The sequence below is a fragment of the Streptomyces flavalbus genome, assembly GCF_042674625.1.
Taxonomy (GTDB): Bacteria; Actinomycetota; Actinomycetes; order Streptomycetales; family Streptomycetaceae; genus Streptomyces; species Streptomyces flavalbus.
Window position 1 is genome coordinate 3,497,666 of sequence record NZ_JBHTEB010000001.1, and the last position, 22,534, is coordinate 3,520,199.

Annotated in this window: 15 protein-coding genes and 1 pseudogene; 8 read left to right on the plus strand and 8 right to left on the minus strand. The window is 73.0% G+C overall.

Annotated elements, in window-relative coordinates; translation table 11 throughout:
• Nucleotides 1-32 precede the first annotated feature (32 nt).
• Complete coding sequence (locus tag ACFQZ6_RS15575) at nt 33-1,706, minus strand: cellulase family glycosylhydrolase (protein ID WP_381618333.1); 1,674 nt, start codon at nt 1,704-1,706, stop codon at nt 33-35.
• A gap of 295 nt (nt 1,707-2,001) precedes the next feature.
• Between ACFQZ6_RS15575 and tgmA the strand changes: the two genes are divergently transcribed.
• The 5 genes from tgmA to ACFQZ6_RS15600 all read left to right on the plus strand — a co-directional run bounded on the left by tgmA (nt 2,002) and on the right by ACFQZ6_RS15600 (nt 5,600).
• On the plus strand, nt 2,002-2,193 hold the full coding sequence (gene tgmA / locus ACFQZ6_RS15580; RefSeq protein ID WP_381609010.1) for a putative ATP-grasp-modified RiPP: 192 nt from the start codon (nt 2,002-2,004) through the stop codon (nt 2,191-2,193).
• An 18-nt stretch (nt 2,194-2,211) separates the two neighbouring features.
• Nucleotides 2,212-3,171 (plus strand): ATP-grasp ribosomal peptide maturase, encoded by a 960-nt coding sequence (tgmB, locus tag ACFQZ6_RS15585; RefSeq protein WP_381609012.1) that lies wholly within the window; start codon nt 2,212-2,214, stop codon nt 3,169-3,171.
• A gap of 83 nt (nt 3,172-3,254) precedes the next feature.
• The gene (locus ACFQZ6_RS15590) at nt 3,255-3,740 is read left to right on the plus strand and encodes a hypothetical protein (protein ID WP_381609015.1); all 486 of its coding nucleotides are present in this window, start codon (nt 3,255-3,257) and stop codon (nt 3,738-3,740) included.
• A gap of 296 nt (nt 3,741-4,036) precedes the next feature.
• Nucleotides 4,037-4,990: an N-acetylmuramoyl-L-alanine amidase gene (locus tag ACFQZ6_RS15595; protein ID WP_381609019.1), complete on the plus strand. Its 954-nt coding sequence runs from the start codon at nt 4,037-4,039 to the stop codon at nt 4,988-4,990.
• Nucleotides 4,991-5,084: 94 nt separating this feature from the next.
• Nucleotides 5,085-5,600 (plus strand): glutathione peroxidase, encoded by a 516-nt coding sequence (locus ACFQZ6_RS15600; RefSeq protein ID WP_381609023.1) that lies wholly within the window; start codon nt 5,085-5,087, stop codon nt 5,598-5,600.
• Nucleotides 5,601-5,709: 109 nt separating this feature from the next.
• On the opposite strand, the gene ACFQZ6_RS15605 is transcribed toward ACFQZ6_RS15600, so the two are convergent.
• From ACFQZ6_RS15605 to ACFQZ6_RS15615, 3 genes are all read right to left on the minus strand, one after another.
• A complete protein-coding gene (locus tag ACFQZ6_RS15605; RefSeq protein WP_381609027.1) occupies nt 5,710-5,901 on the minus strand; it encodes a DUF397 domain-containing protein in 192 nt (63 codons plus the stop codon).
• A gap of 221 nt (nt 5,902-6,122) precedes the next feature.
• On the minus strand, nt 6,123-6,980 hold the full coding sequence (locus ACFQZ6_RS15610; protein ID WP_381609030.1) for a helix-turn-helix domain-containing protein: 858 nt from the start codon (nt 6,978-6,980) through the stop codon (nt 6,123-6,125).
• Between the two features lie 274 nt (nt 6,981-7,254).
• A complete protein-coding gene (locus ACFQZ6_RS15615) occupies nt 7,255-8,010 on the minus strand; it encodes a GOLPH3/VPS74 family protein (protein WP_381609033.1) in 756 nt (251 codons plus the stop codon).
• Nucleotides 8,011-8,235: 225 nt separating this feature from the next.
• On the opposite strand from ACFQZ6_RS15615, the pseudogene ACFQZ6_RS15620 reads away from it, so the two are divergent.
• Together ACFQZ6_RS15620 and ACFQZ6_RS15625 are read left to right on the plus strand one after the other, a co-directional pair.
• Nucleotides 8,236-10,730: pseudogene (locus ACFQZ6_RS15620) on the plus strand (D-alanyl-D-alanine carboxypeptidase).
• 135 nt (nt 10,731-10,865) lie between these two features.
• Entirely contained in the window at nt 10,866-12,686 is a 1,821-nt protein-coding gene (locus ACFQZ6_RS15625) for an MFS transporter (protein WP_381609036.1), read from the plus strand.
• Nucleotides 12,687-12,709: 23 nt separating this feature from the next.
• Here ACFQZ6_RS15625 and ACFQZ6_RS15630 read toward each other — a convergent pair whose 3' ends face one another.
• The 3 genes from ACFQZ6_RS15630 to ACFQZ6_RS15640 form a co-directional block, all read right to left on the minus strand.
• On the minus strand, nt 12,710-13,618 hold the full coding sequence (locus tag ACFQZ6_RS15630; protein WP_381609039.1) for a hypothetical protein: 909 nt from the start codon (nt 13,616-13,618) through the stop codon (nt 12,710-12,712).
• Between the two features lie 65 nt (nt 13,619-13,683).
• Complete coding sequence (locus ACFQZ6_RS15635) at nt 13,684-16,563, minus strand: AfsR/SARP family transcriptional regulator (RefSeq protein WP_381609043.1); 2,880 nt, start codon at nt 16,561-16,563, stop codon at nt 13,684-13,686.
• A gap of 51 nt (nt 16,564-16,614) precedes the next feature.
• The gene (locus ACFQZ6_RS15640; protein ID WP_381609046.1) at nt 16,615-17,799 is read right to left on the minus strand and encodes a hypothetical protein; all 1,185 of its coding nucleotides are present in this window, start codon (nt 17,797-17,799) and stop codon (nt 16,615-16,617) included.
• Nucleotides 17,800-18,051: 252 nt separating this feature from the next.
• On the opposite strand from ACFQZ6_RS15640, the gene ACFQZ6_RS15645 reads away from it, so the two are divergent.
• Nucleotides 18,052-20,952, plus strand: coding sequence for an AfsR/SARP family transcriptional regulator (locus ACFQZ6_RS15645; protein ID WP_381618335.1), 2,901 nt, complete (start codon nt 18,052-18,054; stop codon nt 20,950-20,952).
• On the opposite strand, the gene ACFQZ6_RS15650 is transcribed toward ACFQZ6_RS15645, so the two are convergent.
• Nucleotides 20,934-22,529, minus strand: coding sequence for a glycosyl hydrolase (locus ACFQZ6_RS15650; RefSeq protein ID WP_381609049.1), 1,596 nt, complete (start codon nt 22,527-22,529; stop codon nt 20,934-20,936). The genes ACFQZ6_RS15645 and ACFQZ6_RS15650 overlap by 19 nt on opposite strands.
• Nucleotides 22,530-22,534 lie beyond the last annotated feature (5 nt).

Sequence of the window (22,534 nt, forward strand, 5' to 3'; positions counted from 1 at the left end):
GCAGGGAGACGACCAGACGTCCCGCCGGCGCGTCAGCCAGCCGCGCAGGTCGTGCCGTTCAGGGCGAACGTCGACGGGGAGGCGTTCGTCGTCGTCTTCGTGCCGGTGAAGCCGAGCTGGACGGAGCCGCCCGCCGGGATCGTCCTCGTGTACGACGCGGGCGTGACCGTCACCGACTGGCCGGACTGGACCGGCGTACCGCCCCACATGTTGGTGATGGTCTGGGCGTTCGGGAAGGCGAAGGTGAGGGTCCAGCCGTTGAGCGCCGTCGTGCCGGTGTTGCGGACGACCAGGTCGGCCTGGAAGCCGCCCGGCCACTCGCCCACCACCCGGTAGGTGACGGCGCAGGACGCCCCCGGGGTGCCGGGGTCGCGGTCCGTGGTGACGGTCACCGTGGCCGAGCGCGGGGAGCGGTTGCCCGCGGCGTCCCGGGCGTAGACGGCCAGGGTGTACGACGTGGCCGGGGTCAGGCCGGTCAGGGTGACCGACGTCCCGGTGGCGGAGGCCAGGACCGTCTCCGAGCTGGCGCCGACGCGGACCACGTCGTAGCCCGTCACGGCAACGTTGTCGGTGGCCGCGGGCCAGGTGAGCGTCGCCGAGGTGGCCGTCACCGCGGAGGCCGCCGGGGTGCCGGGGGCGGTGGGGGCCTGGGTGTCACCGGGGTTGCCGGTGCCGTAGACCGTGGCCTCCTTCGACGTCTGGGCGATGCCGTTGGCGCCGTGGAAGACCCGCTCGCCCCAACTGCTGAGGCGGCTCGGGTCGAAGTCGATGGCGAGGTCGAGGATCGGGTCGGTGTTGCCGCTCCAGGACCAGGCGAGGTAGCCGAGGTCGAGCTGTTCGGCGGTCGCCATCATGGTGTCCTCGTCGGGGTCGCCCCACTGGTCGGCGGGGCCGCCGAACTCGCCGATGAGGAGGGGCAGGCGGGCGGCGACGAAGGCGTTCAGGTAGTCGGTGATCTCCTGCGCGGTGTCGAAGACGCTGTACATGTGGATGGAGAAGATCAGGTTGCCGGTCGGGTCGGCGTCGTAGACGGTCTGCGCGTTGGCGCGCATGACGCCCTGCCAGTCCTGGCCCCAGTTGGGCGCGTCGACCATGATCGTGTGCTGGAAACCGGCGTCGCGCAGCTTCCGCACGGCGGCGACGGTGGGGGCGGTCCAGCCCGCCGGGTTGGTGTTGCCCCAGGGCTCGTTGCCGATGTTGACGATGACGTAGTCCTCCTGACCGGCGAGGACGTCCTTGAGGCTGATCCAGTAGTCGGAGGCGTGGTCCAGGGTCCCGGCGGCGGCGTCCTCGCCGTAGCCGGTGGTGTCGTGCACCTCCAGGACGCAGATCAGCCGGTTGGCCTTGCAGTCCGCGATGACGGCGGCCACGTCGGCGGCGCTGTTGCGGCTCCAGCGGTGGCCGTCGGAGAGGACGACCCGGACGGTGTTGGCGCCGAGCGCCTTCACGTCGGCCAGGGACTGGGTCTCGCCGGGGTACCAGGTGTGGGCGTGGTTGACGCCGCGCATCACGAAATCGTTGCCGTTGCCTTCGAGCAGGCGGCCGTTGGAGATGTGCAGGCCGGTCGCCGCCGCCTGGGCCCGGGGAGGTTCGGCGGCCTGGGCGGTGGGGGCGAGGGCGCCGAGGAGGAGGGCGAGCAGCGCGGTCAGCGCCGTCAGGAGGGGCGTGGCGCCGGGGACCGTGCGGGTCCTGCCGATCGTACGGATCTTGCTCCTTCGTGTTCTCACAGCGGCTCCAGTGGGGGAGGGGGTGGGGACAGCCGTGCAATGGAACGGTGATGGCCGTGCGTTCGACGGTTCGATGCGAGCAGCTCATGGGAGCGCTCCCATGAAGCCACCGCGCCAGGAACACGTCAACCCTTCGGGTGTGACTGGTGACACTTTCCCCGGGCCCTGCGATGTGTGGGGTGTGGGAATCATGAGCACCCCTGGTGCAGTTGATGCAGAAGTGATGTACCCGAAGCCGAACCAGCAGAGCCCGCAGACCCCTTGGAGGTCCCGAGTGCGGCCGTTCACCCTCCAGTACGCCTCCCCCGGGGCGCCGACGGACGCGGTCCCGCCGTACCGGTTCGACGCGGCGCGGCAGTTGAACGTGCTGCCCGACGGCCGACCGGCGATCAGCGACACCGCGCTGCTGCTGGCGGCCGGGACGACGGCGTCCACCGCCGGGTCACAGACCCACTTCGACGACTGAGACCCCGTCACCCGGACCATGACCGTACTGATCCTCACGTCCGACGAGGACGTGACCGCCGACATGGTGGTGGCCCAGCTGCACACGGCGGGCGCCTCCGTGCTGCGCCTCGACCCGGCCGACCTGCCGGGCAAGGCCGCGCTCTCCGTCGAGTACCGCGACGGCGACGTCCACGGGCACCTGTCGGTCCACGGCCGCACGGTGTGCGTGGGCGCCCTGCGCTCCGTGTGGATGCGCCGCCCCGGCGAACCCGCCGCGCACGCGGCGCACGCGTCCCCCTGGCTGACCGCCGAGACCCGGCAGGCGCTGTTCGGGATGCTGCACTCCTCCCCCGCCCGCTGGATGAACCACCCGCGCAGTGCCGAACAGGCGCGGCTGAAGCCGTGGCAGTTGCGGGTCGCCCACCACAGCGGGTTCGCCGTGCCGCCGACCGTGTTCACCACCGCCCCGCGGCTGGCCCGCGAGTTCGCCGAGGAGCACCGGAAGGTGGTGGTGAAGGCCGCCTCGGGACCGCCGCGCGGCGGACCCGGGCCCGCGCTGGTGCTGCCGACCACGCTCATCGGGCCGGACGCCGACTTCACCGCCGTAGCGGCCGGGCCCGCGCTGCTCCAGCGGTACATACCCAAGCGCGCCGACATCCGGCTGACCTGCGTCGGCACCGAGCTGTTCGCCGCCCGCAAGACCGCGGAACCGGACCAGATCGACGGCCGCTACGGCGACACCGGGCACCTCTGGGAACCGGTCGCCGTGCCCGAGCGCATCGGCGCGTCGGTGCGGGAGTACGTCGCCCGCGCCCAACTCGCCTACGCGGCCTTCGACTTCGCCGAGGACCTGGACGGGGTGTGGTGGTTCCTGGAGTGCAACCAGGGGGGCCAGTTCGGGTTCGTGGAGCTGGAGAGCGGGCTGCCGATCTCGGCGGCGGTGGCCCGCTGGCTGGCGGAGGACGCGACACGGGGGACCGTGGCCGCCGTTGAATAGCAACGGGGACCGTGGCCGCCGTTGAGTAGCACCTGAGTACGCGGACTCATGCCGTCGCCGGGCCGCCCGGACACCCTGGACGCATGACCACACGGGGAACGCTCCTGACCGCCGCCAGCGCGCTGGTGGCCGCCGTACCAGTCGCCGCCTGGGGCCTGATGGGCCAGCAGGACGCCGAGGGCTTCGCGCCCGCCGAACTCGACTACGCCTACCGCCCACTGGACATCGCCGACGGCCCCGCCGCCCTGCTCGGCGCCGCCGCGCTGCTCGTCGGCGGGCTGGCCGCCGCCCTCCTCGTGCGGGCCTCGCGCGCCGGGCGGCTGGACGTGCGGTGGTGGCAGGTGCTCGGGCCGCTGATGGTGACCGGCGTGGTCGTCGGCGTCGGGTACCGGGTGCTGACCGCCGGGGTGATCGGCGCCAACATCGGCGCCGGACTGACCATGCTGTTCGGCGTGCCCGTGGTGGCGTCGCTGGTGGCCTGGTCCCTGGTGCGCGGCGTATGGCTGGCCACCCACTCCGGTGACGGCGGCTCGTCCGGACGCGTACGGATGGCTCCGCACGGCACCTGAGCCGTAGGGGGTACGGCGGTACGGGGGCGTCCGGTACGGCCGCCGCCCCGTGGCCCGCCCCGGCCCCACGCCCACCCCCTCACCAGCCCTTCACCACCCCCGCACCACCCGGGCACCCCCGCGAGCCCCGCCGCCGTCATCCGAAGCCGGGGATTCCGGCCCGCCCGGACTCGGTGTTCCGCCAAGCTGTACCCCTGCGGAACGTCGTCCGTGATTCAACCGGCGGTCGTTCCACCTCAATCCCACCCGCGCCAGCACCTCACGTGACGCTCCACCGCTCCGAAGGGAACGCAGCCATGGCGACCCCGCTGTCCGCCGCGAAGACGCTTTCCGTGCTGAAGGCCGAGGGCCTCACCGTCCACGAGCACGAGGGGTGGCGCACCCACAACCGGGACGCCGCGACCGGCCGGAAGTTCGGGCCCGTGATCGGCGTGCTGATCCACCACACCGCCGGGCACAACGACCGCGAGCTGTGCTTCAACGGCAGAGCCGACCTCCCCGGACCGCTCTGCCACGCCTGGCTCGGCAAGACCGCGGGTCTGTGGCTGCTGGGCCACGGCCGCGCCAACCACGCCGGGGCCGTCGACCTCGACGTCATGAACGCCCTGCGCGCCGAGAAGGCGCTCCCCCACGACAACGACGCCAACGCCGACGGCAACGACCTGCTGTACGGCCTGGAGATCGAGAACCTCGGCAACGGCAAGGACCCCTACCCCGACGCCCAGTACCGGCAGGCCGTGCTGTGGGCGGCGGCGCTGTGCCGGGCGCACGGCTGGACCGAGAAGTCCGTCGCCGGGCACAAGGAGGTCCAGCCCGGCAAGATCGACCCCAGCTTCGACATGGACGACTTCCGGGCCGACGTGCGCAGGCAGCTCGCCAGCGAGCCGGTCGGGAAGAAGGCGGGCTCCGCCGCGAAGAAGCCGGGTTCCGCCGCCAGGAGCGGCCGGGCCGCCAAGCCCCGCGTGGACCTCTCCCGGCTGGTCACCGCCGCGAAGACCGACCCCGGCGCCCGGCAGGGCCACGTCACCTACATGGCGGGCACCAACCTCACCGAGGCGGCCCTCGTGCAACTGGGCTACCTGGACAGGACCTTCGCGGGCGACGGCTCCTTCGGCTCCACCACCGTCGCCGCCTACGCCAAGTGGCAGCGCCACCTCGGCTACTCCGGCGCCGACGCCGACGGCGTCCCCGGCAAGATCACCCTCAGCGCGTTGGGCGACCGCACGGGGCTGTTCAGCGTCGTCGCCTGAGACGGCGGCCGAGGGGGCCGGGGTCGCCGCCCGTCCTCGGGCCGGGCCCCGGCGCGCCGCCACGGCCGTCATCCGGCGCGGTTAGCATCCGCCCATGACGACGAACACCGACGGCAACGCGGCATCATCCGTACTCGACACCGAGATAGGCGCCCTGCGGGGCGGTCCCGCCGACCTGGGCCAGTACGCCGGGCAGGCCGTGCTCATCGTGAACGTGGCCTCCAAGTGCGGGCTGACCCCGCAGTACGAGGGCCTGGAGCGGCTGCACGAGCGGTACGCCGAGCGGGGCTTCACCGTCCTCGGCGTGCCGTGCAACCAGTTCATGGGGCAGGAGCCGGGCAGCGCCGAGGAGATCGCCGAGTTCTGCTCGGCGACGTACGGCGTCACGTTCCCGATGACCGAGAAGGTCGAGGTGAACGGCGCGGGGAGGCATCCGCTCTACGACCGGCTGACCGGCTTCGCCGACGCGGCGGGGCACAGCGGGGACGTGCGCTGGAACTTCGAGAAGTTCCTCATCGGGCGGGACGGCCAGGTCGTCGCCCGGTTCGCGCCGCAGACCGAGCCGGAGTCGGCGGAGGTCACGGCGGCCGTGGAGCGTGCGCTGGGCTGACGTCCCGGCACGCCCGCGGACACGGACGGAGCCCCCTCGGCTAGGACGGCGGACTGGTCGAGAGGGCTCGTCGGTGGTGCGTTGTGTGGTGGTGGGTGGACGGTTCTCGTTACGACTTGACCGAGGCCACGAAGGCGTTCCACGCGTCGGCCGGGAAGCCGATGGCGGGGCCCGCGGGGACCTTCGAGTCCCGGACGGCCATCGACTGCCGGACCGGGGACTTGACCTCGACGCACGCGCCGTTGCCCTGCGAGTACGAGGACTTGACCCACGTGTCCGTCGCGCCCTGCTTGATCGCCATGTTCGCTCCAGTTGCCAGTTGCTGACTTGCTGAGTTGCTTACCGAGTGCTTGCTGAGTGCTTGCTGACTGCTTGGATCGCGCCAACCTTCGTGCTCAATTGGCGTGATCGACGCTACTCGCCAACACCGGGATGCGGAGCGACTATTCACTCGACTGGATGGCATATTCCAGGAGGGTCTTCCATCTCCGCCGGGCGATCGTGTACCGTGCGGCGCTTCTCTCAGCGCGCGTAGTCTTTCGCCACGTTCGAGATGAATTCCCGGGTCTGGTCGACATTGAGGGCCTGTGCCCGCAGATGCTCGTACATCACGGCGTATTTCTGGACGTCCTGCGCCTTTTCCAGATAAAGGTCGCTGGTCACGCCCTCGATGTAGACCACGCTCGAATCGGCCGCGTCCGGGAACTCCAGGATCGCGTACTGCCCGCTGACCCCCGGGTGCGCGCCCATCGCGAACGGCATGAGCTGCACCGTCACGTGCGGCAACTGGGACGCCTCCAGCAGGTACTCCAGTTGCTCGATCATCACCTGCTTGTTGCCGACCTCCCGGCGCACCGCCGCCTCGTCGACCACCGCCCACAGCCGCAACGGGTTCTCCGGCGCGGTGATGCGTTCCTGCCGACGCATCCGCACCTGGACCCGCTTCTCGATGTCCGCCGGGGTCGCCTCCGCCAGCGCGCCCGTGATGAGCGCCTCGGCGTAGGTACGGGTCTGGAGCAGGCCCGGCACCACCTGGGGGTCGTACACGCGCAGGCTCGCGGCGTCCGTCTCCAGGCCGATGTAGACGCTGTACGGGATGTCCCCGAACGAGTGCCACCAGCCCTGCTGGCGGGAATCCTTCGCCATCTGCATCAGCGAGTCGACGATCCGGTGGTCCTCCACCTCGTAGACCCCGCACAGGTCGCGCACGTCGCGCTGGCTGATGCTGCGGCGGCCGTTCTCCAGGCGGCTGATCTTCGACTGGGACACCAGCAGGCGCTCGGCGACCTCCTCGGCCGTCATGCCCTTCAGTTCGCGCAGCCTGCGCAGCTCCTGGCCCAGTCGGCGACGCCTGACGGTGGGATTGACATTGGACGCCACGGGACGTGCACCTCCGGCTGCGGGCCTCGATTTGCCACTTTGCGTATCTGCTGTTGAGCAGACTGCCACCAAGGTGCTTCTTACCGCTGGAGAACCATCGATATGCGGCGGGTACACGCCAGTTCCGGGACGCGACGGGACCCGGCGGGACGCGACCGCGCGGGGTGGCGGGACCTGACGCGTTCTCACACGTCCTGTCCCGCCACCCCGCGCGGACCGCTGCGGCTCCCGAACCGGGTCTGTTGGGGTGCGGTGCGTGCCGTGGGACTGCGGCTCAGTGAGCCACGGCGCGCGCCATCCCGCGGCGCGGCTGCGCCGGAACACCACGGGCTGGTTCCGGAGCTGGCCTGGCGCCGGGTCCGGGCTGGCGGCCCGGTCCTGGTGCCGGGCTGCGGCGCGGCTGGGCCGCCACGCCGTTCTGGACGTCCATCACGGCGTGCGCCACGAGGCCGCCCATCGGGTCGTGCCTGATCAGGTCCCGCAGCCGGGAGCGGGACGAGCGTCCCTCGTTCCCCGGGTACAGGTGCTTGCCCAGTCCGACCGCGTGCGCCAGCGCGGCGAGCGCCGCCGTCCGCGGGTCCGGCGGTACGCCGGTCCGGATCGCGGAGTCCAGCCGGGCCCTGATCTCCCGGCTGATGGCGTTGTCCGTCGCCTGGTAGCGCGTGGTCGGCAGTACCCCGCACATCTGGCCCTCCACGGCATGGACCATGCCGCAGCGCTCCAGGTGCGAGAGGTACGTCTGACGGAGCCCCAGCCGGGGTCCGCCGATCCAGTGGACCGCACGCACCGGGGCGCCGCGCCTTCGCAGCAACTCCAACGCGCAGTCCAAAGTCGGATCTCCTGTCGGCCGTGGTACGACCACGGCGATACGATCCCCGTCAGGGGCTATCCGTCCGGCCAGCGCCAGCTCCACTAGCTGTGCTCCGGCCAGACCGAGGTCGAGCGACTGCGGCTGCGCAGTGGTACCCGTGGCCGGGTCCAACGCCAGCAGCAGAAGCTCCTCCGGAAGTGTTCTGCGGCTCCTGCCCATCCATGCCTCCCCGCGTGGATGAATGACAGGGTGACCCCTCTCACATCTGTCTGTCGAGGGTGCGTGACCTGTTTGTAGTGGAACCAGTAGGTATGTCGTTCTCGTCTACCGCTTGGGGCAGGGCCGCACACAGGACACTGGTACATGGTTCGGACAGGGCTGTGAGTGGTGGTCCGGGCGGCGGTTCCACGATTTTCGGGTAGGCGCACGGAGAACGTGCGGCGCATGGAGGAGGCATCGGTGGCGGGCGAGTCCCCCGACAGGTCGAAGCAGCGCGAGTCGTCGGAAGAACCGACGTCGGGGAGCGCGGGTCCGGTTCCCGGGGCGCGGGGCGAGTCCCGCGATCCCCGTCTCGCCGTCACCCGTGAGGAGCCTTCCGGGGGGCGCGCGGATACGGCCACACAGGTGCTCTCGGTGCGGGACACGCCGAGGTCGGTCGACGCCGACAGCAACGCCGACGAGCCGGAGGACTCCGCCCCGGCCGACGCGCCCGACCCGGCCCGCGAGGACCGGTTGCGGGCGGCTGTGGCGGCGTGGGTGACGTCGGCGGAGCCGGAGGGGGCGGCTGGCGCCGCGTCTGGGGGTGAGCCTGCGGCTGAGGCCGACGCTGAGGGTGAGCCCGAGGCCGAGGCGCCGGACGCCGCGAAGGCGGGGGGCGAGACCGGGGCTGAGGCGAAGACCGACGCTGAGGCCGGGGCCACGGCTGGGACCGGGGCCAAGGCTGAGGCTGGCGGCTCGGACAGGGCTGAGGCGGACGCCGAGGACGAGGCCGGGGCCAAGGGCGGGACCCAGGATGAGGCTGGGGCCAAGGACGGGCCCGAGGGCGACGTTGAGACGCCGGTCGAGGATGAGCACGGCGAGGCCCCGGACGCGGCTGCTGTCCGGGCCGAGGACGACGCGGAGGCCGTCAGCGACGGCGACGCGGCGTCCGACGCCGACGAGGCACCGGGCGACTCCAGCCCGGACCCCGACGCCGACGAGCCCCACGCCGACGCCGACCGTGCGGCGGGCGCCAGCCCGGCCGCCGAGGTCGACGCTGAGGACGCCCCCGAGGACGCCGACCCCACCGCCGACGCCGAGGAGCCCGGCGCCGAGCCGGAAGACGGGCGGCCCCAGGCGACCGGCGATGACGACGCCCCCGCCCCCGCCGACTCCGACGACGACGCCCCCGTCTCCCCCGCCCCCGACCCCGACGCCCCCGACGACTCCCCCGTCGACCAGCCCACCGCCGTCTTCCGGGCGCCGCGGGTGAAGGGGCCCGAGGTCGATCAGCCGACGACGATGCTCAAGTTGGGTGGGGAGCCGTCCGGGGAAGGGCAGCGGGCGAGCAAGTTCGTGGCGTTGAAGCCGCTGGACGAGGCCCGGCCGACGACGACCGCCGAGGGGACCGCCGTCGTCCCGCAGGTCGGGCCGGAGCGGACGACGCAGCAGCCGCTGCCGCCGAAGCCGCCGCTGGACCTGCTGGCGGAGCTGACGAACACGCCGCCGCCCCCGGCGACCCCGCTGCGGACGTTCGCGCGGCGGGTGAAGATCTGGACGCCGCTGGTGCTGCTGCTGGCGATCGTGTTTGCGATCGTGCAGGCCCTGCGCCCGCTGCCGACGCCGACGCTCACCCTGACCGCCGAGGAGTCGTACTCCTTCGAGGGCGACTTCGAGGGGCTGCCGTGGCCGAAGGAGGGCCAGGGCGCGATGGACGTCTCCGGCATCGGCACGATGGAGAACTTCGGCGAGCAGAAGCCGGTCGCGATCGGGTCGGTGGCCAAGGCGATGACGGCCTACGTCATCCTCAAGGAGCACCCGCTGAAGGCGGGCGAGGAGGGCCCGGAGATCACGGTCGACGCGCTCGCCGAGAAGGAGGGCGGCTACGACCAGACCGGCGGCGAGTCCACGCTGAACACCGTCAAGGAGGGCGACAAGCTCACCGAGCGGCAGGCCCTCGCGGCCATCATGATCCCGTCGGCCAACAACATCGCCCGGCTGGTGGCCCGGTGGGACGCCGGTTCCGAGGAGGCGTTCGTCAAGAAGATGAACGACACCGCCAAGGAACTCGGCATGACGAACACCACGTACACCGACCCCTCGGGCCTGGAGGGGACCACGGTCTCCACCGCCGTGGACCAGGTGAAGCTCGGCAACGAGCTGGTGCGCATCCCGGCGCTGGTGGAGATCACCAAGCTGCCGAGCTGGAAGGACCCCTCCGGGCAGGACTGGCGCAACTGGAACACCCTCGTCCCCTATGACGGCGCCATCGGCATCAAGACCGGCACCACCACCACGGCCGGGGGCAACCTGCTCTTCGCCGCGACCAAGGACGTCGACGGGGAGACCGTCACCGTCGTCGGCGCGATCCTCGGCCAGCACACCGCGCCGATCATCGACACCGTGAACGCCGTCAGCAAGACCGCGATGCTCGCCGCGCGGGAGCGGCTGGTCTCCGCGGAGATCCTGAAGAAGGGCGACGTCGTCGGGTACGTCGACGACGGGCTCGGCGGGCGCACCCCGGTCGTCGCCACCGAGGACGTGCGGGCGGTCGGCTGGGCGGGCTGAAGGTGGAGCTGTCGTTCGACGCCGACGACCTGCCGCACACCGCGAAGGCGGGCACGAGGGTGGGCACGCTCACCGTCGGCGACGACAGCGGCGGCGGGGTCGAGGTGCCGGTCGCCCTCCAGGACGACCTGGCGGAGCCGGGCTTCCTGGCCAAACTGACCCGCGTCGCCTGATCCGCCGTCCCCCATGCCCCGCTGGCGGGCGCCTCATCAGGGCGCCCACCGGCGGGGCGTCTGCTAGCGTCCCGAAACGGGACACGTCGCCGAGAACAGCGAAGAACAGAAGACGGGACACGGGGAGTGCCTCAGGTGGTCACCACGGAGCCGACACGCGCCGGCGATGCCGGTCCGGGCCCGGACAAGGGCCCGCGAATAAGCGCGCCCGCGCCCGCCGAGCCCGTCCGCCACACAGCCCTGCACGAGCTGCGGCAGAGACTCGCCCGGCACCCCGTCCTCTCCCTCACCGCGCTGTCCGGCGCCCTGCACGTCGTGTGGTTCTTCACCTTCGCGAACAGCGGCGGGGACCTCGCGGCGCAGGACGCCTGGGCCGAGTTCGTCGGACGGCACCCCGACTCCGCGTACAACCTCGCCTGGTACGGCGGTATGCACCCGGTGTCGTACAGCGTGGTGTCGCCGTACCTGATGTCGGTGCTCGGGGTCCGTACGACGATGATGATCGCCGGGACCGTGTCGGCGGGGCTGCTCACGCTGATACTGCTGCGCAGCCGGGTGGTGCGGAACCCGCTGTGGGCGGCGCTCGCCGGGGTCTACGCGCTGCTGTGCAACGCGGCCTCGGGGCGGGTCACGTTCGGCCTCGGGATGATGTTCGCGCTGGGCGCGGTCGCCGTCGTGTTCTGCTGGCCGTACCGCTGGCGCTACAAACGCTGGGCGAAGGCGCTGTGCGCGGCCCCGCTGGCGGCGCTCGCCACCATGGCCTCACCGGTCGCCGGGCTGTTCGTGGGGCTGGTGGCGGTGGCGCTGTTCCTCCAGAAGCGGCGTCCTGGCGCGTGGGCGCTGGGCCTGGCGCCGAGCGCGGTGGTCGCGGTGTCGGCGTGGATGTTCCCGTTCTCCGGCACCCAGCCGATGCCGTTCCCCTCGACGCTGCTGCCGATCCTGTCCTCGGTGGCCGTCTACTTCTGTGTGCCGCGCGAGTGGAGGACGGTGCGGATCACGTCCGCCGTGTACGGGCTGTCGGTGCTGCTGGTGTGGCTGATCAGCTCGCAGATCGGGTCGAACATCACCCGCCTGCCGATGCTGTTCGCCGTGGTGGCGCTGGCGGCGGCGCTGCCGTTCGCGGTGCAGCGGAGCCTCAAGTGGTACGCCGTCGTGCTGTCGCTGGCCGTGTGCACCTTCTGGATCGGCTTCAAGTCCGTCGACGACGTGGTGCACACCACCCCGGCGGCGTCCTGGGCGCGGGAGCTGGCGCCGCTGGTCAACGAGTTGCAGGAGGTCGGCGCGGAGAAGGGCCGCGTGGAGGTGGTCCCGGCCCGCTCGCACCGGGAGGCGTCCGCGCTCGCCCCGTACGTGAACCTGGCCCGCGGCTGGAACCGGCAGGCCGACATGGAGCGCAACCCCCTCTTCTACGACGACACCCTCAACTCCGCGAACTACCACGAGTGGCTCAAGCGCTGGGCGGTGCACTTCGTGGTGTTGCCGAAGGACGAGCCGGACGGGGACGGCGGGCACCGGGAGCGGGACCTCGTGCAGCGCGGGCTGCCGTACCTCCAGCAGATCTGGGGCGACGCCAACTGGCAGTTGTTCGCCGTGACCGACCCGACGCCGCTCGCCGATCCGCCCGCCACCGTCGACCGTGCCGAGCAGGGCGGGATGACGGTGGAGGTGCGGGAGCCGGGCCGGGTGCTCATCCGGGTGCCGTACTCGCCGTGGCTCGGTCTGGTGGACGCCGACGGCAAGGGCGTGGAGCCGCCGCGGGAGACGGACGCGTCGAAGGAGCGGGCCGAGGGCGAGCCGAAGGTGTTCGAGAACACCAACGGCTGTCTGATGGAGGCCGGGGAGGACGAGCACGGCGACAAGTGGACGGTCCTGCTCGCCCCGCGGGCGGGCGTGTACCGGCTGGGGGCGCCGTACCAGTTGCCGCGGGGCACCCCGTGCCCGGAGGAGCTGCGCTGACCTCCGCGCCGGGGGCGGCGGGGCTACTTGCCCTTCGCCTTCCGGGCCGGGGCTGGCTTCTGGCCCAGGGGCGTGTTCGGCCGGGTGTGGCTCGGTGACGACGGCGGGGATGCGGAGTTCCCCAGCGGGAAGGCGAGCGCCGCGCGGTCGGAGACCGGGGAGACGGGCGTGGCGAAGGTGGACAGCGGGCTGACGAGGGCCGGGTCACCGACGGCGGGGGTTCCGGGCCTGGTGGAGACCGCGGAGACGGTGGAGGCCGTGGAGGCCGAGCGGCTGAGGGGTTGGGGGCCCCGTTCGAAGTCCGTGGCCGCCCTCGTCCGGGCCGCGTCCAGGGCCTGGTCGACCTCTCCGCCCTGGTTGAACGCGGGTCCCAGGTCGAGAGCGGGCAACTTGGGTGCGGCGTCCTTGCGCAGCCGTTCCCGGTCCGTGGCCTTGTCCGCCTTCAGCAGTTCCCTGCCGTAGGCGTTGTTGGCGTACATCGCCGTGACCGGCATCCGGCCCTCCTGGAACGCCTTCCACAGGGCCGTGTCCTTCTTCTTGTGCTTCATCAGCTCCCGCAGCACCGCGTCCTCGAACGCCTCGCGTTCGGTGCCGCGCAGGTCCAGCATCCGGGTGCCGAGGTCGGCGAACCTCTCGTTGTCGCGCCGCTCGCGGCGGGCCTCCCGGGCGGTGGGCTGCCCCGCGCCGTACCCGGCCGTGGGTGCCGCGCCGTACCCGGCCGTGGGTGCCGCGGCGGACACGCCGTCTCCGCCGCGGCCCCGCAGCCGTCGCCACAGTCGGCGCAGCACGTCCAGCAGGGCCTGGCCGCGCCCGCGCCGCGGTCCGTGCTCCAGGCTCAGCATCCGTCGGGCGCGTCGTCTGGCCCGGACCCGCTGGATCAGCGACGGCCGGTCGCCGCCGCGGTCCTCGGGACGGGGGTTGGCTTCGGCCACGGTGCCCCTCGTTTCCTGGTCGACGGTGCTGACACCGGCGACAACGGGTCCACGGGGCGGACGGTTCAACCCCCGGCGTCCAGTTCGCGCAGGCTCGCCCGCATGTCGTCGGCCTCGGGGTGCCCGGCCTCCGCCAGCAGCGTGAGCGCCCGGCGCCAGGCCGTACGGGCGGCGTCGGGGTCACCGACGGCGCGGTGGGAGGTGCCGAGGTGGCGCAGCACGTCGGCTTCGAGGTAGTGGTCCCCGATCTCCCGGAACAGCGCCGCCGACGCCTCGAAGCACGCGATGGCCTCCCGGTCCCGGCCCAGGTGGTGCAGGGCGTAGCCGAGGGTGTCCCGGGTCGACGCCTCGCCGTACGCCTCCCCGATGCCGTGGTAGAGGGCGATGCCGCGCTCGCAGCGCTCCAGGGCCCGCTCGTGCTCGCCCATCAGGATGTACGTCCAGGCGACCTGGTTGAGGACACCGGCCTCCCCGCTGACGTCGTGCCCGGCCCGGTACAGCTCGCTGACGCGGGCGAAGTGGGCGAGCGCGACGTCGTACGCCCCCGTCCGGTTGGCCCGGTAGGCGAGGGCGCGGTGGGCGTGGGCCTGCCCGAGGGCGTCGCCGGTCTCCTCGAACAACTCCAGGGCGCGTTCCTGGTACGCCAGCGCCTGCTCGGCGTGGTGGAGCTGCGCGTGGGCGAAGCCAAGACCGCACAGGGCGTACGCCTGTCCGGTGAGGTGACCGGCCAAGCGGGCGGCGTCCAGGGCGACGGCGTTGATCTCCATGAGGTCCTGCCAGAAGCCGAGGCGGTTGAAGTACACGTCCAGGGCGTAGGCGGTGCGCCAGGCGTGGTCGTGGTGGCCGTGGGCGGCGGCGTGTGCGACGACCGCCCGCAGGACGTACCGCTCCGCGCGCAGCCAGGCCGTGGCGTCCTTGCGGTCGGTGAACCGCGGGGCCGTGTCGTCCGTTGTGGCGGGCGGGAGCGGGAGCATCTGGCGGAACGGGTCGAGGGCGGAGGCGGCGTGGTGGGCGGTGCGCAGGTAGTGGTCGTACATCCGCAGCAGCGCCCGCCCGCGCTCGCCGTCGCCGTCCTCGCCGCCCGCGGACTCGGCCTCGGCGGCCTCGGTGGCGTAGGCGCGCAGCAGGTCGTGGAAGACGAACCGGCCGGGCTCCCGTTCGGTGAGCAGGCTGGCCCCGGTCAGCTCGGTGAGCAGGGCGCGGGCCCGGCCCCGGGGGACCCCGGCCAGCGCGCTCGCCGCGGCGGTGCTGATGTCGGGCCCGGGGTGCAGGGACAGGCGTCGGAACAGCTCCGCCGACGCGGGCGGCAGCGCCTGGTACGACCAGGAGAAGACGGCCCGTACGTCGGTGCCGACCTCGCCTCCGGTGAACGCGTCCAGGCTGCCGTGGCTCTCCTTCAGCTCCGCGGCGATGTCCACGAGCCGGAACTCGGGGTGGTGCGCGGCGCGGGCGGCGACGACGGCGAGGGTCAGCGGCAGCCGGGCGCACAGGGCGACGATGTCGTCGGCGGCGGCCGGTTCGGCGTCGACGCGGGCGGCGCCCAGCCTGCGGGCCAGCATCTCGCGGGCCTCCACCGCCGTCGGCGGGCCCAGGGTGAGCGGGTGGGCGCCCTGCCCGGCGACCAGTCCGCTGAGCCGGTTGCGGCTGGTGACGACGGTCAGACAGCCCGGGGTGCCGGGGAGCAGCGGCCGTACCTGCTCGGTGTCGCGGGCGTTGTCCAGCACGATCAGGACCCGGCGGTCGGCGAGGACGCTGCGGTAGAGGGCGGCCTGCGCGTCGAGCCCTTCGGGGACGGCGTGCGCGGCGGTGCCGAGCGCCACGAGGAACGCGGTGAGCGCGTCGGAGGGGTCGAGGACGGCGCCGTCCCGGTCGTGGCCGCGCAGGTTGACGAAGAGGCTGCCGTCGGGGAAGCGGTCGGCCACCTGGTGGGCCCAGTGCACCGCCAGGGTGGTCTTGCCCGCGCCCGCCATCCCGTCGACCAGGGCGATCACGGCGGCGCCGGGGTGCCCTTCGGCGGGCAGCAGGCGGGCCACCTGGTCGAGTTCGCCGCGGCGTCCGGTGAAGGTGGGCAGGTCGGCGGGGAGTTGGGACGGCTTCGGGGTAAGCGGGCGGTGGGGCTGGGGCTGGACGCCGGGGTCCGGGGAGCCGGGGTCCGGGGTGTCGTCCCCGGCCAGCACCCGGGCGTGTAACGCCCGCAGGGAGGGGCCCGGTTCGATGCCGAGCTCGTCGACGAGGGTACGGCGGGCGGTCGCGTAGACGTCCAGCGCCTCGGCCTGCCGTCCGCTCCGGTACAGCGCGAGCATCAGCAGCTCGCAGACGTCCTCGCGCAGCGGGTGCGCGTCGCGCAGGGCCAGCAGCTCCGGCACGACCGCGCCGTGGTGGCCGAGTTCGAGTTCGGCGCGCAGCCAGGACTGCTCGGCGTCGAGGCGCAGCGCCGCAAGCCGGGTGCGCTCGGCCCGCGCGTACGGCCCCGGCACCCCGGCAAGGGCGGTGCCGTGCCACAGGTCGAGCGCGGTGCGCAGCAGCGCGGCGGCGGCGCCGTGGTCGCCCGCGGCGCGGTGCCGCTCGGCGCGGTGGACGTGGTCCTCGAAGGCGTCCAGGTCGCTGGTGAGCGTGCCGGTGCCGCGCAGGGCGTACCCGTCGCCGAGGGAGATCACGGTCCGGGGTGGGTGGCCGGGTTCCCGGTCGGGCTCCAGCAGTCTGCGCAGCCGGGAGACGTAGGTGCGCAGCACCGGCACCGCGCCGGTCGGCGGGTCCTCGTCCCAGACGCCGTCGACCAGGTCGTCGAGGCTGACGACCTGTCCCCGGCGCAGTAACAACTGGGTCAGGACGGCGCGCTGTTGGGGTGACCCGAGCGCCAGTTCCGTGTCCCCGTGCCAGGCCCGCAGCGGTCCGAGCAGTGCGAAGCGCAGGGCGGGCGCGGCCGGGGCGTCGTAAGCCTCCACGGTCGGGACCCTAGCGACTGTGGTGGCGTACGGGGCGTCGCGTTGGTCACCTCACACGGTGAGGCGGACGGCGCGCAGCCAGAGGTCCTCGTCCAGGGTGCCGCCGAAGACGTAGCCGCCCGGTTCGTCGCACTTCAGGCCGTGCCAACCCTGCGTCTGGACGTTGACGTTGGCGCAGACGACGCCGTCCCCGACGTTGATCGCGAAGCCCAGAAGATACGGGGCGTCCTTCTTGGTGGTGTTGACGTAGAGGTCCACGCCGTCGACCACGCCGGGCCAGGGCGTCTGCCACCAGCCCTTCTCGTGCCGGTAGGCGTTGGCCGAGGTGCCCTTCGTGCCGGACACCGCGAAGTTGAGCGCCCTGATCTTCCTCTCGCCCTTGACCACTCCCGCGGTGGCGCCGTCGCACACCGGCTTCTGCCAGCCGGTGCCGACGACGTAGGCGCGGTAGCAGATGTGCCGCCCGGGTTCGCTGGCGGCGAGCTTGGAGACGGCGATCGCGGCGGAGGGCGGGGTGGGGGCGGTGGTGGGAGGGGGTGTGGGCGTCGGGGTGGGCGTGGGGGTGGGTGTGACGGTGGCTTTCGGGTCCTTCTCCCGGGTCCTGTCGGGCTTGGGCTTCTTCTTGCGCGTGGGGGTGGGGCTGGGCGGGGGCGGGGTGTACGGGCGGGACGACAGGGTGGGCGTGACGGTGACGGGGGTGGTCGGCGTGGTGGGTTCCAGGCTGACGGCGGGCTGGTCGGCGCCGGTGTTCTGGCTGTCTCCGTCCGCCGAGTCGCGGGTGCCGAGGGCGACGAGGGAGCCGATGACGAGGACGGCGACGGTGACGCCGACCGTGCCCAGGACCACCGGGCGGTGGAGCAGACCCGGGGGTTGGTACTCGTCGTCGGACTGCCGCGGGACCGTCTTGCGACGGGGCGGCGGCGCTTCGGGTGCGGTGGGCGCGGTAGGCGTGGTGGGCGTGGTGGGCGCGGTAGGCGCGGTAGGCGCGGTAGGCGCGGAGGCCACCTGCTCCAGCAGCGTGCTGGAGCCGTCCGGCGCGACCTCGACGACGGCGACATGGCCCGCGCCCGGGTCGGAGATGGCCGCCCGGACCGGGGCGTCGCGGCTGCGGGCGTAGCCGTGCAGGGTGTCCAGGATGGCCACGTCGACCGGCTCGCCGGGCACCACCGGCACCGGCACGCCGTCGATCTCGGCCGTCCCGTCGGCGGAGATGACCACGGTCAGGGGTTCCGTCATGTCCGTCGCAACGGGAAACACCCCCGAACAGTTCAACCCCCGCTCAGGACCGCCCTATTGATGCCTCTTGCCTTCAACTCCGCATTACCTCCCCGTATTCGCCGGAAATGCGTTACCGGCATGAGTCGGCAAAGCAACAACGTTCCGAAAAGAGACCCTGGTCACGATCGGATCGACGTCCCCGTCAGTAGAGTCACCTGCGTGAACACAGGCTACGGAGACACAGCGCACGGCGGGTTTGTGCGCTTCGCCGTGCTGGGGCCGGTCCGCGCATGGCACGGTGAACAGGAAATCGATCTCGGTTCGCCACAGCAGCGAGTGGTACTGACCACCCTGTTGTTGCGGCGCGGGCGCCCCGTGACCGTCGGGGAACTCGTCGACGCCGTGTGGGGGGAACAGCCGCCATCCGCCGCGATATCCGTGCTGCGCACGTACGTGTCGCGGCTGCGGAAGACACTGGAACCCGGCGGCGACGGCGACGGCACCCCACGGGTGATCGTCTCGGTCGCGGACGGCTATCTGGCCGAGGTCCCCGACGAGGCCCTGGACCTGGGGCTGTTCGAGCGGCGGGTCGCCGAGGCGACCCGGCTGCGCACGGCGGGCGAGGAGGCCGCCGCCGCCGACCTGCTGCACGAGGCGCTCGCCGGATGGCAGGGCACGCCCCTGGCCGGGCTGCCCGGACCGCTGGCCGAGAGCGAGCGGGCCCGGCTGGCCGAACGGCGGCTGGCCGCGCTGGAGATGCGGCTCGACCTCGACATCCAGCTGGGCCGCCACCGCGACGTGATCGCCGAGCTGACGTCGCTGACCGGCGAGCACCCGCTGCGTGAGCAGTTGTCCAGGCTGCTGATGCTGGCCCTGTACCGGTCGGGCAGGCAGGCCGAGGCGCTGGCGGCGTACCGGGCGACCCGGCGCATCCTCGTCTCCGAACTGGGCATCGAACCCTGCGCCCCGCTCCGGGAGTTACACGACCGCATCCTCGCGGCCGACGCGTCCCTCGACCCCGCCCCCGACCCGGCCCCGTCACCACGACGGCCCCCCGAGGAAGAGGACGCCGCCCCCGCGCCGACCGCCCCGGAGCCGCCGCCCACCACCGTGGGCCGACCGGCGCAACTCCCCGCCGACCTGCCCGCCTTCACCGGCCGCCACCGCGAACTGGAGGAGATCCGCGCCCTGCTGCCCCGGGACGGCACATCCCCGAAGACGGTGGTGATCGGCGCGATCGGCGGCATGGGCGGCATCGGCAAGACGACGCTCGCCGTGCACTGGGCCCACGAGGTCGCCCACCGCTTCCCCGACGGGCAGCTCTACGTCAACCTCCGCGGCTTCGACCCGACCGGCTCGGTGATGCCGCCCGGCGAGGCCATCCACATCTTCCTCACCGCCCTCGGGCTGCCCCCGCAGCGCATCCCCGCCCAGCTCGACGCGCAGGCGGCGCTGTACCGCAGCACCCTCGCCCGGCGCCGGGTGCTGATCCTCCTCGACAACGCCCGCGACACCGAACAGGTACGGCCGCTGCTGCCCGGCGCCCCCGGCTGTCTGGTCATCGTCACCAGCCGCAGCCAGCTCACCGGCCTGATCGTCAACGACGGCGCGCACCCGCTGACGCTCAGCCCGCTGACCACCACCGAGGCCCACGGCTTCCTCAGCCGCCGCCTCGGCGCCGCGCGGCTGGCGGCGGAGCCGAAGGAGACCGACGAGATCATCGAGTACGGCGCCCGCCTGCCGCTGGCGCTGGCCCTGGTCGCCGCGCGCGCCGCCACCCACCCCGGGTTCCCGCTCAGCGCCGTCGTCGACGAGCTGCGGGAGAGCCACGGCAGCCTCGACGCCTTCACCAGCAGCGACCTCGGCACGGACGTACGGGCCGTCTTCTCCTGGTCGTACGAGGCGCTGTCCGCCCCGGCGGCACGGCTGTTCCGGCTGCTGGGGCTGCACTGCGGCACGGACATCTCCACCCCGTCCGCGGCGGCCCTCGTCGGGCTCGCGCCCCGGGACGTGCGCGGCCCGCTCGCCGAACTCACCCGCGCCCACCTGCTCACCGAGCACCGGCCGGGCCGCTACGTCCTGCACGACCTGCTGCGCGCCTACGCCGCCGAACGCGTCCAGGCCGAGGAGGCGGAGCGGGAGCGGGCGGACGCCGTCGAGCGGCTGCTGTCCTGGTACCTGCACACCGCCGACGCCGCCTACGCGTGGCTCGCGCCGCGCCGCCGCCGGGTGCCCCTCGAAGCGCCGCCGCCGGGCTGCCGTCCGCTGACGTTCACCACCCACGACCAGGCCGTGGACTGGTGCGAGGCCGAACGGCCCGGCCTCGTCGCCGCGGTGCACCAGGCCGCCGCGTCCGGGCTGCCCGGCATCGCGTGGCGGCTGCCCGCCGCCCTGTGGGGCTTCTTCTACCTGCGCAGCCACCTCCAGGACTGGCACGACACCACCCGGGCCGGGCTCGCGGCGGCCCGGGCCAGCGGCGACGAGCAGGGCGAGGCGTGGGCGCTGAAGGACCTGAGCAACGCCCTGCGCTCCCTGGGCCGTCACGAGGAGGCGATCAGCGCCCTGCGGGAAGCGCTGGTGCTGTACCGCAAGTCGGGCGACGTGCAGGGCAGGGCGTCGGCCATGGCCAACCTGGGCGACATCCACCTCCAGGCCGGGCAGTTCCGCAAGTCCGTCGAGTACACCCGCCGAGGTCTGGCCCTCTACCGCACCCTCGGCAGTGACCCGTGGAGCGTGGGCATCTGCCTGGCCAACCTGGGCGACGCCTACCAGCGGCTCGGCCGGTACGACGACGCCGTGACCTGCCTGGAGGAGGCCATGACCGTGCTGCGCACCAGCGGCAACCGCTGGGTCGAGGGCGTCGCCCTCGACTTCCTCGGCACCGTACGGCACCGGCTTGACCGCCACGACGACGCCATCATCGCGTACCGGCAGGCGCTGGAGGCCCACCGGGACGTCGGCAACCAGTGGGGGGAGGGGCACACGCTCGGTCACCTCGGGGAGGTCCTCCTCTCGGTGGGCCGCCCGGAGGAGGCCCGTACGGCGTGGCGGCGGGCGCTGAAGATCTTCGGCGAGCTGGACCACCCGGACGCCGAGCAGGTCCGCGCCAACCTGCGCCGTCTCGACGAGCACCCGCCCGCCCCCCGTCCGTCTCAACCCGCCGCCCGGTAGGCCTCGCCGCTGGCGTTCGCCGTCGTCCCGTCGTACAGGCCCGTCGGGCTGGTGCGGGTGGAGAGGGTGAACCACGCGTACCGCTCCACGAAGCCCTGCTGCTCCAGCATCCGCGTCGAGGACGCGACGAACGCGGCCTGCTCCTGCGGGCTGGGGTAGCGGGGCGTGGCCTGGGAGAAGTCGATCAGGCCGTACTCGGTCAGCCAGACCGGCTTGCCGTAGCGGTCGTGGACGGCCTGGAGGTAGCGGCGCAGGTGCTCCGGGGCGTCGGGGCCGAAGTCGGCGCCGTACCAGTGCACGGGGATGAAGTCGACGCGCAGCCCGCGCTCGTCGGCGCCCTTCATGAAGCGGTCGAGCCAGCCGCCTTCGAGGTCGGCGCCGGAGGCGACCGCCGGTGCGCCCAGCCGCAGGCCGGTCGCCTCCAGCCGGGGCCACAGGTCGAGGGCCTGCTCGACGCTCATGTTGGCCTGGCCGGGGTGGTCGGGCTCGTTGAAGCCGAGGAGGTTGGTGCCCTCGCGTGCCGCCGCGCCCAGTTCGGCGTCGGTGACCGAGCCGGGGCCCCAGATCATCGGCACGTAGTCGACGCCGTCGGGCTTCGTGACCTCGCCGGTGGAGGAGGCCCAGTTGTAGTACCAGGACGCCCCGGAGTCGACCAGCGCCTGGGCGGCGCCCTCGACGGGGTTGAGGCTGACGCCCTTGGCGTGCGCGGGCGCGGGGGCGTCCGGCGTGGGGGTCACGGGGTCCGTGGTAGCGGGGGTGGACGCGCCCTGGAAGGTGACGGTCATGCCGGTGCAGTGGCTGCACTGCCGTACGACCTGGTTGCCGGGCTCGGCGTCGTGCCTGGACCAGGAGTACGCCTTCGGGCACTGCCGGGTGAGCGCCTCGCTGTAGGCGGTCTTGGCGTCCCGGTTCGGGTTGACGCAGACCAGCGGCCTGCCCGTCGCCGCGTCCCGGGTGAGGTTCTCCGGCGGGCAGACGGCCAGCAGGTCGCCGGGGCAGCCGACGTCGGAGCACTCGCCGCCGTCCGGGGGCGGTGCCGCACCGTCCGGGACGATCGTCACCGTCGACGACACCGCGTTGACGTAGCTGACGTTGTACCAGGGGGCCAGCGCGTCGGCCGGGTCGAAGTTGAACTCGGCGAGGCTGACGGGCTGTTCGCCGGTCGCGCAGTGGTCGGCGTACGGACCGCAGTCGCCGACGGCGCAGTGGAACGTACTGCCGTCCTCCCCCGTGCACCCCTGCCGGGCGAAGAACTTGCCGCGCCAGTGCCCGGCGCCGGACCGCTCCGGCACGGTGATGGTGGCGGACTGCCCCGGCTCCAGCCTGGGCAGCCCGGCGAGCGGCGCCGAGCCGTCCGCGTTGACCGTGGCGCCGATCCAGACCGGCTCGGCCATCTCGTTGCGGAAGGTGACGGTGTGCTCGCCGGTGGCCGCGACCCCGGAGACGCGGTCGCGGCGGTCAGCGCCGCCCCCGCCGGGGGCGAAGACGGCCGACGCGACGACCGTCGCGCCCGCGACGACGGCCAGTAACAGCGCCAGCAGGAGCCTGCGCCTGGGCAGGGGGATCGGCAACGGCATGGAAA